Origin of the sequence: Parafannyhessea sp. (assembly GCF_051876455.1) — a bacterium.
Classification (GTDB): domain Bacteria; phylum Actinomycetota; class Coriobacteriia; order Coriobacteriales; family Atopobiaceae; genus Parafannyhessea.
In genome coordinates, this window is record NZ_JBJEHW010000162.1 from 1 (window position 1) to 15041 (window position 15041).

Here is a 15041-nt window from a genome sequence, read left to right on the forward strand (position 1 = left end):
TGGCTCAGCGCTCCCGGTGCACGGCACCGGTCGCTCGCGGCTTCGCCGCGATTCGCCAGGGACGGCGCGGGGGCCTCTCTGCCATCCGCCTGCGGCGCGATGGTGTCGGATGGCGCCGCCGGGGCCGCTTGCGACATGCCGCCGGTCGAAAGGGCCTTGCGGGAGCCCGCGTCTGCCCTAGACTTGACTCTTACGCAACGCCGCCGCGCGATCCCGTCGCGCCGCACCGTCTTGAGGGGGCCAACATGGCAAAGCGACTCAGAATCACCGTTGGCGAGCAGGTCTTTTACGCGGACCTGTGCGAGGCGGAGGCGCCTGCGGCAGTGGCGGCGCTCGAGGCGGCGGGCGGGTTCGACTCGCTGCTCTTCGCGGCGGACGTCTGCTACGGCGAGCTCACGTTCGGGACGCCCGCGCGCGACTACTGTGAGCGGCAGAACGTCCAGCAGGAGACCCTCCCCGGCGACGTCACGTTCTACAATGACTGGAGCGCCATCTGCATCTTCACACAGCCGATGGAGCAGTTCGCGCCCGGCGCCAAGGTCGCGCAGGTCAGGCCCGACGACCTCCCGCGCCTCCGGCACCTGTACGTCAAGGTGTGGGGCAGCCACGGCCTGCGCGTCCACTGCGAGGTCGTCTCGGTGGACGAGGCCACCGGCGCCGAGCGCCACCTCGGACCCAAGACGACACCGCGCCGCCAGGCTGTCCCGCCGGTCGCGCGCTTCGAGGCGCTGCTGCGCGAGATCTGGCTCGACCGTCCCGTCGAGCTGGACGACATGGTGGCCCGCAACGCCACCACCGCCCGCGAGCTGGGCGTCTGGGCGTACGCGTGGGGCGAGCTCGTCAACCTGTCCGACATGCTCCTCGTGCTCGTCCGCATGGCGCGGCAGAAGAACGGCAGCGTCCGTACCCTGCGTGCCGTCGCGGCCGAGCAGTGCCGGTTCTTCTCGGACGCGTTCGGCAGCTCCGCGCACATGATCGACACCCGGCTCATCCTGCTCGAGGCGGCGAGCTACCTCGAGGGCGCCGAGACGTACGAGCAGTTCGTGGACCTCGCCCGTGCGGTCCAGCTCTGGGTGCTCCAGATGAGCCTCTGGTGCAACCTCGAGCTCCCGTGGGACGCGATGAGCCGCACGCTGCACCGCGCGTGGAACCCGGACGTGCCGCTTCCCGCCGGCGAGCGCAAAGGCAAGGGAAAGAAGTCCGGCAAGGGGGACGGCAAGCCCGGCGGGCACGACAAGGGCGCCAAGCACAAGAAGCACGACAAGAAGAAGCACAAGTCCGGCAAGAAGGACAGGAAGGGCGAGAAGGACGCGGCCTCCGGTGACGAGGCATGAGCCACCACCGCAACGGCAACTCGGCCAAGGGGCACCCCACGGCCGGTCGCGTCATACACGGCCAGGCGGTGGACGCGGCCAAGGTGCACGACCACGACTACCATGCCTGCGAGAGAAAGCGGCGCTACGAGTCCAGGGCGGACGCCAAGAAGGCGGCGTCCCGCGGCGCGAGCCGCAAGGATGCTCCCCAGCTCTATGCATACAAGTGCGAGATCTGCGGCGGGTGGCACCTCACGCACAAAAAGCCACGCTAGTGTTGGGTACGCGTGCGGGGCGCTGACCTGTACATTTTTCCGTAACAAAAAAGTATCCGCCCGTTTGCATATTATGGGCCGCCACGGGTAGAATGAGGACAGATGGAAAGGCCGCCAGGGTGGCGACCTGGAGCTTCGGGAGGTGAGTCCAATGGGCATAGATGACTGCCATTCAGTGCGTCTGCCCAAGGACCACTAGGCTCTTCTGATGAGCGGTAGCTTTTGGGCACCGCGGTCCTGACCCAGATTGTGGGAGCACAGCCGGGATCCGGAAGGCAGACGTACGGGTGGGACGCTCGCCAGGCTTTGAGCTTACCCGGAAGATGGCGAAATCGGCGCGTTCCCGCTTTGACCCGGTAGGGATTCTTTTCGAGCCTGTGCGTTTACCGCGAGGGCGGTCGCAAGCTCTAGGGAATATGGGTTGTCCCGCTAGGCGGGACCAGCAAGAGGGTGAGACCAAAGTTCTAGCGTACGCGGGCAAGGTTCCCGCTGTCCCAGCAGGTTGTGCCACACCCCGTTAGGGGGTGGCCGATTAAGGAGAGGTACCACACTAACAGCCACGCGGACTGACTCCGCCACATAAGAGGTTAGGGGCGAGAAGGAACCGTTCTTCTCGCCCCTTTTTTGTGCATGGATTCGTATTGCAATTTTGGGTGGCGGAAGCAAAATGGAGAGACAGACTCAAGCGCCCACATAGGGACCCGATGAGGCGTCGGTGGCATTGCGACCCGGCGCTTGCGGCGACGGCCGTGCGCTGTCCCGGTGGGCTGTTCATAAGGAGGGGCCATGGCTCGGAGCGAGTGGTACAAGGACATGGTGTTCTACCAGATATGGCCGCGGAGCTTCTGCGACGGCAACGGCGACGGCATCGGCGACCTGTGGGGCGTGTACCAGAAGCTGGACTACATCAAGTCGCTGGGGGTGACGGGCATCTGGTTCAGCTCGCTCACGCCCTCGCCCAACGCGGACTTTGGCTACGACGTGAGCGACTACACGTCCATCGACCCGGCCCTGGGCGACATGGACATATTCGACAAGGTCCTGCGCGGCGCGCACGACCGCGGACTGCGCGTGATCATGGACCTGGTGATCAACCACACCTCGAGCGAGCACGAGTGGTTTAGGCAGGCGCTGGCTGACGCGGACTCGCCCTACCACGACTACTACTTCTTCCGCAAGGGCCGCAAGGGGCGCGACGGCAAGCCGATGCCGCCCAACAACTGGGACAGCCTGACGGGCGGCAGCGCCTGGGAGTACGTGGAGGCGCTGGACGAGTACTACCTCCACCTGTTTGACAAGCGCCAGCCCGACCTCAACATGGACAACCCCGCCGTGCGCCAGGAGGTCGAGGGGATCATGCGCTTCTGGCTCGATCGGGGCGTGGACGGGTTCCGCGAGGACGTGATCAGCTTCATCAGCAAGCCCAAGGGCCTGCCGGACGACCACTTTGCCCTGCCGGGCAGCCGTGGCCTCAGGCTCTACAACTTTGGCCCGCACCTGATGCAGTACCTGGTGCAGTTCCGCCGCGACGTGCTGGACGGCTACGACTGCATGGTGGTGGGCGAGACGCCCATGCTGCCCGCGCGCAAGGCGCTGCGCCTGGTGCGGCGCCAGCAGGCGGGCGACCGCGCGCTCGACCTCGTGTTTGGCTTTGACCACATGTCCGCGGACTGCATGTACACGGAGTACCTGCCCAAGCCGTTCTCGCTCCGCAAGCTCAAGCGCGCCTACGCGGACTGGGAGGAGACCTTCGACGGCAAGGCCTGGCCCACGCTCTACCTGGAGAACCACGACCACCCGCGCGTGGTGAGCCGCTACGGCAGCGAGGACCTTCGCGTGGAGTCCGCCACGGCGCTTGCGGCGAGCTACCTCTTTCAGCAGGGGACGCCCTTCGTGTACCAGGGCCAGGAGCTGGGCATGACCAACGCCCACATCAAGAGCGCGGACGAGCTCAGGGACCCGCAGGCCATCGCGCACTACGATGCCCTAATCAAGGCGGGCAAGACGCCCGAGGAGGCCATGACCGTGGTCTCGCGCGCGACCCGCGACAACGCCCGCACGCCCATGCAGTGGTCCGCGCGGCAGAACGCGTCCTTCTCGCCCGAGCTGGGCGACGTGGAGCCGTGGATGCCCGTGAACCCCAACCACGACGTGGTGAACGTGGAGGACGAGGAGAAGAACCTCATGTCCCCGCTGAACTTCTACCGCCACGCCATCAGGCTGCGTCGGCTGCTGCCCGTGGTGCGCAACGGCCGCTACCACGAGTTCAAGCGCGCGAGCACGAAGGTGTACGTGTACGCGCGCGAGTCGCAGTGGTCGCGACTGCTGGTGATGTGCTCGTTTTCCAAGGACCCCGTCACGTTTGGCGTGCCGGACTCGTACGGCAACCTGACGGGCGGCGTGCTCGCGCTGTCCAACTACTACGTGCAGGACGCGGGGACGGATGACGCCAACCAGCTCACGCTGCGCCCGTACGAGACGCGCGTGTACGTGTTTGGCCGCGACGCCATACTGGTGGAGTAGCCCGGTCGCGCCGTCCGCACCTGTTGCGGGCGGCTGTGTGGGCGTGGCCGCCGCTACGCGAACATGTTGCGCTCCTTGAACTCGGCCTGGACCGTCTTGAACATGAGGTCCACGTCGTCGAGCCCAAGGTGCACCTCCGACTCCGCGCCGGTCAGCACGCCACGGCGCTTTGCCCAGCTCTCGAGCGCCGCGGGGCGCGAGTCGTGGGGGAGGGTCTTGTAGTCCGGGTCCACGCGGCGGCAGATGTCGCGCGAGTCGATCACCACGATCTGGCCGGCCTTGCGCGCCTCGGCGTAGCCGTCCAGGTGCAGCGTGAGCCACGAGTCCTCGAACGCGGCGTTGTGCGCCATGATCGGGAACGTCTTGAACGCCGTGAGGAGCGCCTCCTGCTCGCGCCGCGCCTCGCGGAAGGGCGTCTTGCCCTTGAGGTCGTCCCAGGTGATGTGGTGGATGTCGCTCAGAGGCACGCCCGCCTCCGCGTACATGGAGGGGATGCCGAAGTAGGCCGTGTGCCCGTCGTGCGGCTTGGCCTTGGGCGAAAGGTCCATGAACTCCATGCCCAGGTTGATGATGTAGCCGCGGTCCGGGTAGCGGTCCGTGGTCTCCAGGTCGATCCCCATGATCGTGCCGGACACGGGGGCCTCGGTGTAGGCGACGCCCAGGTCCTGGAGCATGGGCCCGGCCGAGGCGGCCACGTCCCTCTCGTCCCTGTGCTGCATGGTGGCCACGGCGCGCACGAGGTCCTCGTCGGGCAGCTTGCGCGCGAGGCTGTAGTCGTTGGAGTCGTTGCGCAGGCGCGCGGCGCCGTACTTGTCGCAGATGACGCGGTTCTGGTCCGCGAGCGACTGGATGAGGCCAAAGGAGAAGGGCTCCTGTCCCGCCGGCGCGGACCTCCACGCGTCGAGCAGCAGGCCCACGGCCTCCTCGTTCTTGCGGCGCTCGTCCGTGAGCGCCTGGTCGTCCGTGAGGAAGCCCGGGAATGCCAGTGCGTTTGCGTGCTCTATTGCCTGAGCGAGGTTCATTGCGTGTCCTAACGTGAGTCCTGTGAACTCCTGTGTACGTAAGGTTAGCAGTTTGGCGTGGCGCGGACGCCGCCGAGCGAGCGCCCGAGGGCGATGGTCGAGAAGAGCCTGTCCGCGGCCTCGGCATAGAGCTCGCGGGCGTGGGCGAGCGCGTAGTCGAGCGTGATGGGGCCGCTCGCCGTGGGGAACGTGGCCGCGAGGCCCGCGGGCGGGTGCGCCCCCGGGGCGATGGAGCCCACCACGGCCACGCACGGCACGTGGGCACGCGCGCAGGCCGCCGCCACGCCCGCGACCACCTTGCCGTGGGCCGTCTGGGCGTCGAGCCGGCCCTCGCCCGTTACCACGAGGTCCGTGCGGGCAAGCAGCTCGTCAAAGTGCACGAGCTCGAGCACCCGCACGATGCCGCTCTGCTGGCGCGCGCCCAGGAACGCCAGGCAGCCCGCCCCCATGCCGCCTGCGGCGCCTGCGCCGGGCACGTCGAAGCCCCTGCCGAACGTGGCCTCGAGCACGCGGGCGTAGTTGGCCATGCCCGCCTCGAGCCGCTCGAGCGCCGCGGCGTCCGCACCCTTTTGCGGGCCGTAGACCATGGTGGCGCCTCCCGGGCCCAGGAGCGGCGCGTCAACGTCGCACATCACGGTGACGCTCAGGTGCGCGAGGCGCGGGTCCGCGTGCGTGGCGTCGATCCGCGCGAGGCGCGCCAGGTCGCAGCCGCGACCGGCGAGCTCGCGACCTTCAGCGTCCAGCAGACCAAAGCCGAGCGCGCGCATGCAGCCGGCGCCGCCGTCGTTTGTGGCACTGCCGCCCAGGGCCAGCGTCAGGCTCGTGGCGCCGTGGTCCAGCGCGTCGAGCACCAGCTCTCCCACGCCAAAGGTGGAGGCCCGCTCCGGGTCGCGCTCCTCGGGCGCGAGCTGCGGCAGGCCCGCCGCCGCGGCCATCTCGATCACGGCCTCGCCCTGGGGGAGAAGCGCATAGCGTGCCGTGCAGGGACGGCCCAGCGCGTCGTGCGCGGGTGCCGAGCGCATGGTGCCGCCACAGGCGCGGGCGAGCACCTCCGCCGTGCCCTCTCCACCGTCTGCCATGGGGACGGCCTCGCAGGTGGCGTCCGGCAGGTGGCGCGCGGCGGCCGCGGCGAGGAGCTCCGCGGTGTCGTCCGTGGAGAGCGTTCCCTTGAGGGAGTCAGATGCGAGGACGATGCGCACGTTCTTCTCCTTTGCGTGAAGCTGGCTGGGGCGCGGTGCGGCTATGCGATCGTGCCGCCTCCGTCCAGTGTAGGCATTTGGGACGCGCGGCGCCCAGCCTGCCGGCGTGCGGCGTGCTATGCTCACGGGGCACAACACGAGGCCGCGGCGCCGGGCGGCGCGGCGGCGGAAGCGAGGAGACGCATGGGTGACGTAGAGACATCGCGGGAGCTGGTCGAGTTCGTGCGCAGGAGCCCCAGCATGTTCCACACCGTGGACACGCTGCGCTCGTACCTGGACGCGGCGGGTGCGGAGTACCTTCCCGAGGGCGAGCCGTGGCGCGTGGCGCGCGGCGGGCTGTACTACACGGTGCGCAACGGGTCGAGCCTCATTGCGTGGCGCGTGGGCGAGGAGCTGGACAGCTACCACTTCCAGATGTGCGCCTCGCACACTGACTCGCCCACGTACAAGGTCAAGTCCGTGGCCGAGCTCGAGGGACCGGCGGAGTACCTGCGCCTGGACGTGGAGGGCTACGGCGGCATGATCGACTACACGTGGCTGGACCGGCCGCTTTCCGTGGCGGGTCGCGTGCTCGTGCGCGAGGGCGACGGCGTGCGGAGCCGGCTGCTCAGCGTGGACCGAGACGTGCTGCTGATCCCGAGCCTGGCCGTGCACATGAACCGCGACGTCAACAAGGGCTACGCGTTCAACCGCCAGGTGGACCTGTGCCCGCTCTTCAGCTCGGGCAAGCTTCACCGCGGCGACTTCGACCGCATGGTCGCGGAGGCGCTGGACGTGGACCCGGCCGACGTGGTGGCGCGCGACCTCTTCCTGGTGAACCGCCAGGAGGGAAGCGTGTGGGGCTTTGCCGACGAGTTCGTGAGCTCGCCCAAGCTGGACGACCTGCAGTGCGACTTCGTCTCGCTCAAGGCGTTCCTCGCCACGGCCAACCCGCACGACGTGAGCGTGCTCGCCTGCTTCGACAACGAGGAGGTGGGCTCCAACACCAAGCAGGGCGCCCTCTCCACGTTCCTGCGCGACACGCTGCGCCGCATCAACGGTGCGTTGGGCAAGGGCGACGAGGACCTGGCCCGCGCCGTTGCCAAGTCGTTCCTGGTGAGCTGCGACAACGCGCACGCGGTGCATCCCAACCACGCCGAGAAGAGCGACGAGGCCAACCGCGCGCTCCTCAACCACGGCATCGTGATCAAGGAGGCCGCAAACCAGAAGTACACGACGGACGCCTTCAGCCGCGCGGTCATGGCGGAGCTCTGCCGCCGTGCGGGCGTGCCCGTGCAGACGTTTGCCAACCGCAGCGACATGGCGGGCGGCTCCACGCTGGGCAACCTCTCAAACACGCAGGTGAGCGTGCACGCCGTGGACGTGGGCCTGCCCCAGCTGGCCATGCACTCCAGCTACGAGACGGCCGGCGTGTGCGACACGGCCTACGGCATCGCCGCGCTGGAGGCGTTCTACGGCACGGACGTGCAGATTGACGGCGCGGAGTCCGTGACCTTTAGGTAGACGACTGCGGGGGAGAAGGACACGCGTCCGGGGCTGCCGCCTATTGCGGTGGCCCCTACGCCACGTAGTCCTCGGGGCGCACGCCCATCCTGCGCTGCAGGTCGAGGATGGCCTCGCAGAACTGGTAGCCGTGCGGGGCGGACGTGCGCACGAGCCTGCCGTCGCGCAGGGCGATCAGGCGGTTGCCGGGCACGGGCCTCCAGGCCGCGGCCTCGGCATCGCCGCCCAGCGGCCTGGTGCTCACGACGATGGCGCGCGCGTCCTTCTCGCCCGCGAAGCCCTTGAGCTCGCGATAGAAGAGCGTGGGCTTGGACGTGTTGGTGTGCACGTAGGTGTACTCGCCGTCGTCGATGATGGTGTTGACGCGGTTGCGGTTGGCCAGCTGCGCGATGGCGCCGGCCAGCGCGTCGAAGCGCGTGTCGAACGTGGGTGCCGCGCCGCGCATGTAGGCCTCGTCCACCACGTCCGTGAGGAACGCGGCCATGCGCTCGCTGTCCGTCTCGCCCTCCGTGCGGGCCTCATAGGGGAAGGTCATCCCCTCGTTGAAGAGGATCCCGTTGTGAATCATGGTCCAGTAGCGGCCGCTGAGGTCGCAGGTCAAGAACGGGTGGCAGTTGCGCTCGGCCGTGTCCGTGCCCGTGGCGTAGCGTATGTGCGCCAGCACGTGCGTCTGCTCGATGGGGCTGCCGAGGACCTTCCAGTTGAGGTCCGAGTCGATGGCGCGCATGCCCTCGCGGACGAGCGTGACGGACGACTCGTCGCACGGGTCGCCGTTGCGCCAGGATATGCCCCAGCCGTGGGGGTTGTCCACGCTATGCGAGAAAAACTCCCGAAGGTAGGCGTTGGCCCTCACGGGGACGTTGGAGTTTACGGCGAAGAGCTCGCACATTGGTTTGGTTCCTTCCGTTGGGAGCGGCGGGCGGTGCCCTGCCGTGAGAGATCAGACCCGGGTTGCGCACGCGCGACGTGCGACGTCGCAACGGCGACAGCTACAGCTCGTGCCACGACACGTCATGCCCGGACCTCCCAACGGACGGATGCTCGACAACAGGGGTCGCACTTCTCGCGAACCCTTGCGTGACATGGTACCAATAAACCAAGCGCGTGGGTGGGAATTCACACACGCGCAAAAAACGGCCACCGGCGCTGGGTTTGTGCCGGCGGCCGTGGCGTGCCGCGATGTCTGACGTGCGGGCCCGGGACTGGCCGTGCCTAGCCCTCGAACGGCTTGAGGTCGCGCACGCAGTCCGAGGGGTGGATGCGCGGCATGGCGGGGTCGTCCAGGTCAATCAGCACGTAGCGGTCGTTGCCCATGCCGAGCTCCTTCATGTAGGAGAGCTGACGCAGACCGTGGCGGCTCTCCATGCGCTCCACCAGGTCGTGGTGCTGGTCCTCGCGCATGGCATACACGATGTCGACGCAGGCCTGGTCCACCGCCAGGATGTCCAGGGACGAGAGGATGCCCACGTTGGGCGTCACGACGGGCTGCGCGTGGACGCCCTCGCAGTCGCAGCTGACGCTCATGTTGCGCATCACGTTGACGAAGGTGATGGCGCGGCCGTCGGAGTTGAAGAAGTCGACCGTGGCCTTGGAGGACTCGCTGATGCGCTCCATGAACTCTTCCTTGGCGATGCTCCACTGGTCGGCGCCGGGCCAGGTGTGGATCATCTTCTTGCCGATGCGGCCGTCCGCGCAGCCGATGCCGATGTTCTTGTTTGACCCGCCGAAGCCGCCCTGCACGTGGCCCTTGAAGTGGGTAAGCACCACCAGCGAGTCGTAGTCCAGCATGCCGTTGCCCACGCTCATGTGGTTGAACCACTTGCCGCCGCGCACGGGCAGGTCGGCGGTGCCGGACTCGTCCATGATGTCCACGGGACAGAACGTCCAGCCGTTGACCTCGAGCGTCTTGCGGTGCTGCTCGGTGGTGTAGCGGTCGCCCGCGTAGTACGTGTTGGTCTCTACGATGTTGCTGTCCGCCAGCTCGGGCTCGGCCTCGCGCAGCTCCCTCACCCACGGGCGCGGGATGATGTTGGGCCCGTGCTGCTCGCCCGTGTGCAGCTTGAGGCCCACCTTGCCGTGGACGCGGGCGTGCACCATCTCATAGGCCCTCTGCAGGCCCGTGGCCGAGAGGTCGCGCGTGAAGTAGACGATGGACTCGTTTCCCGTGCGGTCCTCGTAGGGGACGTACACGTTGCCGTTGGTGCCGGGGGTCGGGTGCGTTGCCGCCATGGCTCCTCCTTAGGGACGACGCCTGCGATCGGGGAGGGGGCGCTACTCGACCGCCCCGTCCTTCTCGCCATACAGCGCATGATACACGGCCAGGAGCTTGCGGTCGCGCTCCGCCGTGGCGAGCGCGGCCTTGTCGCCGGCGTAGTCGTGAAAGCCCCGGCCGGTCTTGACGCCCAGCTCGCCGGCCTCGTAGTGGTCGTGGAGAAGGGCGGGGACGTCGTGGCTGTCGCAGAGGTCGGGCATGAGGTACTCCGCGATGTGGTCGAAGGTGTCGAGCCCGCCAAAGTCGACGGTCTCGAGCGGGCCGAGCACCGCCCAGCGGAAGCCGAGGCCGTACTTCATGACCGCGTCGATCCCGTCCGCGGAGATGACGCCCCTGCTCACGAGGTCGCAGGCCTCGCGCAGCACGGCGAGCTGGATGCGGTTGGCGGCGAAGCCGGGCACGTCCCTCTGGACCAGGGCCGGCTTCTTGCCGATGGCGAGGCTGAGGTCGAAGACCGCCTGCGCCACGTCATCGCGGGTGGCGTCGTTGCGGATGATCTCGATCAGCGGGATGAGCGCGGGCGGGTTGAACCAGTGCATGCCGAGGAAGCGGCTGGGGTCCGCGACGGCCGTGGCCAGCCTGTTGATGGAGAGGCCCGACGTGTTGGTTGCGACGATGGCGCCGGCCGGCACGAGGGGCGTCGCCTCGCGGTAGAACGCGAGCTTCTGGTCCAGGTTCTCCACGATGTTCTCGACCAAAAGGTCGCATTCCGCAAACGCGGAGGCGTCCGTGGTGTACGCGATGCGGGCGAGAAGGGCGTCGCGGTCCGCCGCCGCGAGGTCTCCCTGGTCCACGAGGTTCTGCGTGTCTTGCGCGATGGCCTCGCGCGCGCGGTCGAGCGTGGGCTGGCGGTGGTTCCAGAGCGTCACCTGGTAGCCGTACTGCGCGAAGCGCTGCGCCATCGAGTGCCCCATCGTGCCTGCGCCGGCGACCGTGATCCTGTGGATGCCCTCCACGCCGAAGGTGCCGTTCTTCTGACCCTCTGCGGGCGTGTCCGTGTTGCCCATGTGCCGCTCCGTTCCCTTTGCTTTGCCTGTCTGGGGCAACTATAGCGCTGGCGCGGGCGGATGGCGCGGGGGCGCGGGGAGGTCAGGCCCCGGCCGGCTGCGCCTCGTCCGCGGGTCCCACGCGCACGAGGCGGCCGCCCTGCCGCTCGAAGAGCCGGTGCGAGACGGACACGACTGTCCGGCCGTCGCTCGCGGCCATGAGGGCGCCCATGACCTGGCGCTCCGTGGCGGAGTCGAGGTTGGCCGTGACCTCGTCCAGCAGCAGGAGCCCCGGGTCGCACACGATGGCGCGGGCGACGTTGAGGAGCTGGCGCTGCCCCTGCGAGAAGGACGCCTCCCCAAAGGGCGTCTGGCCGCCCTGGGGGAGCGCGGCCACCACGCCGCCCAGGCCCACGCGGTCGAGCGCGGCGCCCACCTGCGCGGCCGTGACGGACGGGTCGCCCAGGGACACCTGGTCGCATACGGTGCCCGGGACGGGGCGGAAGTCCTGCTCCACGTAGCCGTAGCTGCGGCGGCGCTCGGCGGCGGGTATGGCGCCCGCGCGACGGCCCAGCACGCGGACCTCGCCCTCCTGCGGGCGGTACAGCCCCAGCAGCAGCTTGAGCACCGTGCTCTTGCCGGCGCCCGTCCGGCCCACCAGGGTCACGTGCTCGCCGGGCGCCACCGCGAGGGAGAAGTCGCGCAGCACGGGCGGCTGGCCGGGATAGCCAAACGTCACGTGGTCCACGGCCACGACGGGGTTGGGGGCGCCGTTGGCAGGCGCTGCCGGCGCAGGCGCCGCGTCCTTCTCAACCGGTGGCTCCTGGGGCTCCTCCGGCTCCGCGAGCAGCTGGTCGATGCGGCGGACGCCCGCGGCGGCCTGCTGGATGGACTGGATCTCCATGCCGATGTCCGAGAGCGGGGTGAAGACCTGCTGCACGTACGAGATCACGGCCACGGCGCCGCCGACCGTCACGCCAAAGAGCCGGCCGAGGCCGCTGCCCTGCGCCGCGAGCGAGAGTGACACGCCGATCACGACGGAGCTCGTGGTGATCACGACGGGGGAGTACACGGAGTCGTAGAAGTTGGAGCGCTCCTGCGCGTCGAAGGCGCGGTCGACGGCCGCGGCATAGCGGTGCGCCATGAACGCCTGGCGGCCCAGCTGGCGGATGGTGCGGAGCGTCCGCAGGGTCTCCGGTATCTGCTCGTTGGCCTGCGCCACGGCGACGCGGTTGTCCGTCTGCGCGGCAAGCGTCGCGCGCTGCACGTGGCGGGTGTACAGGAACATGAGGGGGAGCGACACGGCGAGCACGACGCCCAGCCCCACGCTGTGCCACCAGACGATGCCCACGATGCCCACGACCTGGCAGAGGTCGCCTATCATGCCCACGACGCCGGACGCGAAGAGCGACTCCACGGCGTCCACGTCGTTCACGAGGCGCGACGTGGTGGCGCCCGCGGCGTTGCGCACGAAGTAGTCCGCGGGCAGCCGGTCGAGCTTGGCGGCCATGGAGGAGCGCAGCGCGTGCGTGACCTTCTGGCCAAACACGGCGATCGCACCCTCCTGCGCGGCGCCGGCCGCGCCCTGCAGCACCACGAGCGCCAGGTAGGCGGCGGCGAGCCCCGCGAGCGACGCGTCGAGTCCCGCCGCGGCGCCCCTGCGCGCGCCCGCTACGGCGTCGACCACGCGTGCGAGCACGAGCGGCGGTAAAAGCGACGTCACTACCGTCGCGACGATGGCGAGGGCGAGAAGGACGGTAAGCCCCACGTGTGTGCGGAACACGGCCGCGAACACGCCGCGGACGGAACGCGCCCCGCGCGCCGCCCGGGACGCCGTGCCGCTTGTGTCTCTATCGCGCATCGAGGTCGACCTCCCCTCCGTTGGCCTGCAGGCCGTACAGCCTGGCGTACTGCGGGCAGCTTTCCATCAGCCGCCCGTGCGTGCCGAAGCTTGCGGTGCCGTCGTGCAGGCACACGACGCCGTCGAGCTCCGGGAAGTGCAGCAGGCGGTGTGACACGACCACGACGGCCATGCCGCGCCGCCGCGCGAGCTCGCGCAGGCTCTGCCAGGCCTGACGCTCGGTTGCCAGGTCGACGCTGGCAAACGGGTCGTCCAGCACCACGAGCGGCCGTGCGAAGTGGTACGTACGCGCGAGGGCGAGCCGCGCCCGCTGCCCGCCGGAGAGCGCCGCGCCGCCCTCGCCCACGGGCGTGCGGACGCCCCGGGGCATGCGCTCCACGTCGTCAAGCAGGCAGGCCCTTCGCAGGTCGGGGCGCGGGTCCGCATCGTCGCCCAGGAGGACGTTCTCCTCCACGGTCGCGTCCAGGAGCTGCGGGTCGTGCCCGAGGCGGCTCGTGACGCCGGCATCGCGCCGCTGCAGCGTGGCCACGTCCCTCTCGCCCAGGCGGACGCTGCCCTCTGTGGGATCGAGCTCGCCGCAGACCAGGCGTCCCAGCGTGGACTTGCCGCAGCCGACCTCGCCCGTGACGCCCACGACCTGCCCGGGGGCGACCGAAAACGTCACGTGTTGGAAGAGCGGTGCCGCGCCCGGGAAGGCAAAGCCAAGGTCGCGCACCTCGAGGCGCTGGCCAAAGCGCGGGGCGTCGCCCTCGCGCACGGAGCCCCCGTCCGCGGCCTGGCCCATGTAGGGCTGGATCCGCGCCCAGGAGACCTGCGCGCGCTGCACGGCGTTGAAGAGCTTGCCCGCGTGCGAGGACTTGACGGCGAGCTTGGTGTAGACCGAGAAGAACGTGGTGAACGCCGCGATGTTCCACGGCGACCAGCCCACGCCCAGGACGTTACGCGCGCCGCACACGATGACCGTGCCGGCGCCGAGGAGCGATATCGCCTGGTAGACGGGCATGAGCGCCGTCGAGAGCACGTTGGCGCGGGTCTCCTTGCGCTCGTAGTCGGCAAGGTTTGCCTCAAACAGGCCGTCGCGCACGCCCTCCAGGCCGAGCGTGCGGTAGGACGTGGCGCCCTCCACGCGGTCGAGCGCGGCGGCAGCCATCTGCGAGACGCTGCGCTTCGCGGCTCCCGTGGCACGCGTGACGGGTCCCTTCATGCGGGCGGCGAGCACGTAGGAGAGCGGCGGGAACACCATGGCCAAGAGCGTGATGCGCCAGTCGTACGCGAGGAGCGTCGCGACGTAGGCGACCATGACCACGCCCGTGTCGAATATCTCCGTCGTGAACTTGCGAACGCCCTCCACGCAGTCGTCCACGTCCGATATCGCCTTGGTCATGAGGCTGCCCACGCCCTCGCGCTCCAGGCTGCGCCGGTCCGCGCGCAGCAGGTTGCGGTAGAGCGTGCGCTTCATGACGCGGCTGACGTTGTTGGCGAACTTGCGCACGTAGAGGCGCTTGAGGTAGCGCATGAGCTGCACCAGGGCGATGGCGCCCACGTACGCGCAGGCAAGCGGCACCATGGAGGACGCGACGGCCCTGCCCGCGAGGATGTCGGCGAGCCGCTGCGCGAGCAGGCCCTCGAGCCAGGGGCCCGCGACCATGCCCAGGTTGTAGACGACGCCCGTGACGCCCACGACCACGAGCAGCCGCCACTGCGGCCGGATGAACGGTGCGATGCGCGGTGGGGTGGGCGCCCCGGCCGCGTCCGTGTCCTTCTCGCCCGCGTGCCCCTGCATGGGAACTCGCCTCCAGAATCCCTCTCTGCATGACAGGCACAGATGCTACCAAACTTAGGTAAAGGCTATATAAACGCTTAAAACATGGACGAACGGTGTGGCTGATGTGCAGAACGGCCTCTGTACCAGCCCGTACGACCTAATTACGCAAGTTTGCGTATGGGGCGGACGCGGCGCGGGCGCGAGACTGAACGACGTCCTGTGGGGAATGGACGAGGAGGGGCCGGAATCGACCGGCCTTTGGGCGAGAAGGGCGATGACATGTCACTGGACGCAAGGACTTGGGCCGACATCGACCGCGTGC

At 69.0% G+C, this 15041-nt stretch carries 11 protein-coding genes; 4 read left to right on the forward strand and 7 right to left on the reverse strand.

Features of this window, described 5'->3' with window-relative positions; translation table 11 throughout:
* Nucleotides 1-245 precede the first annotated feature (245 nt).
* The 3 genes from ACI38Z_RS07060 (at nt 246) to ACI38Z_RS07070 (ending at nt 4111) form a co-directional block, all read left to right on the forward strand.
* Nucleotides 246-1334, forward strand: a complete 1089-nt coding sequence (locus tag ACI38Z_RS07060; RefSeq protein ID WP_439789484.1) for a hypothetical protein — start codon at nt 246-248, stop codon at nt 1332-1334.
* Entirely contained in the window at nt 1331-1588 is a 258-nt protein-coding gene (locus tag ACI38Z_RS07065; RefSeq protein WP_439789485.1) for a hypothetical protein, read from the forward strand. Before ACI38Z_RS07060 ends, ACI38Z_RS07065 begins: the two co-directional genes overlap by 4 nt.
* A 786-nt stretch (nt 1589-2374) precedes the next feature.
* Nucleotides 2375-4111 (forward strand): glycoside hydrolase family 13 protein, encoded by a 1737-nt coding sequence (locus ACI38Z_RS07070; protein ID WP_439789486.1) that lies wholly within the window; start codon nt 2375-2377, stop codon nt 4109-4111.
* A gap of 53 nt (nt 4112-4164) precedes the next feature.
* On the opposite strand, the gene ACI38Z_RS07075 is transcribed toward ACI38Z_RS07070, so the two are convergent.
* Both ACI38Z_RS07075 and ACI38Z_RS07080 read right to left on the reverse strand, forming a co-directional pair.
* Nucleotides 4165-5133, reverse strand: a complete 969-nt coding sequence (locus tag ACI38Z_RS07075; RefSeq protein WP_439789487.1) for a 3'-5' exonuclease — start codon at nt 5131-5133, stop codon at nt 4165-4167.
* Nucleotides 5134-5177: 44 nt separating this feature from the next.
* On the reverse strand, nt 5178-6332 hold the full coding sequence (locus tag ACI38Z_RS07080; protein WP_439789488.1) for a glycerate kinase family protein: 1155 nt from the start codon (nt 6330-6332) through the stop codon (nt 5178-5180).
* Between the two features lie 183 nt (nt 6333-6515).
* On the opposite strand from ACI38Z_RS07080, the gene ACI38Z_RS07085 reads away from it, so the two are divergent.
* On the forward strand, nt 6516-7835 hold the full coding sequence (locus ACI38Z_RS07085) for a M18 family aminopeptidase (RefSeq protein WP_439789489.1): 1320 nt from the start codon (nt 6516-6518) through the stop codon (nt 7833-7835).
* Nucleotides 7836-7890: 55 nt separating this feature from the next.
* On the opposite strand, the gene ACI38Z_RS07090 is transcribed toward ACI38Z_RS07085, so the two are convergent.
* The 5 genes from ACI38Z_RS07090 to ACI38Z_RS07110 form a co-directional block, all read right to left on the reverse strand.
* Entirely contained in the window at nt 7891-8724 is an 834-nt protein-coding gene (locus ACI38Z_RS07090; RefSeq protein WP_439789490.1) for a class II glutamine amidotransferase, read from the reverse strand.
* Nucleotides 8725-9047: 323 nt separating this feature from the next.
* On the reverse strand, nt 9048-10064 hold the full coding sequence (locus ACI38Z_RS07095; RefSeq protein WP_439789491.1) for a DUF362 domain-containing protein: 1017 nt from the start codon (nt 10062-10064) through the stop codon (nt 9048-9050).
* A 42-nt stretch (nt 10065-10106) separates the two neighbouring features.
* Nucleotides 10107-11114 carry a 3-hydroxyacyl-CoA dehydrogenase family protein gene (locus tag ACI38Z_RS07100; RefSeq protein ID WP_439789492.1) on the reverse strand — a complete coding sequence of 336 codons (1008 nt, stop codon included), beginning with the start codon at nt 11112-11114 and terminating at the stop codon, nt 10107-10109.
* Nucleotides 11115-11196: 82 nt separating this feature from the next.
* Nucleotides 11197-12954, reverse strand: coding sequence for an ABC transporter ATP-binding protein (locus tag ACI38Z_RS07105; RefSeq protein ID WP_439789493.1), 1758 nt, complete (start codon nt 12952-12954; stop codon nt 11197-11199).
* Complete coding sequence (locus ACI38Z_RS07110) at nt 12944-14737, reverse strand: ABC transporter ATP-binding protein (protein WP_439789494.1); 1794 nt, start codon at nt 14735-14737, stop codon at nt 12944-12946. The genes ACI38Z_RS07105 and ACI38Z_RS07110 overlap by 11 nt, the downstream gene beginning before the upstream one ends.
* Nucleotides 14738-15041 lie beyond the last annotated feature (304 nt).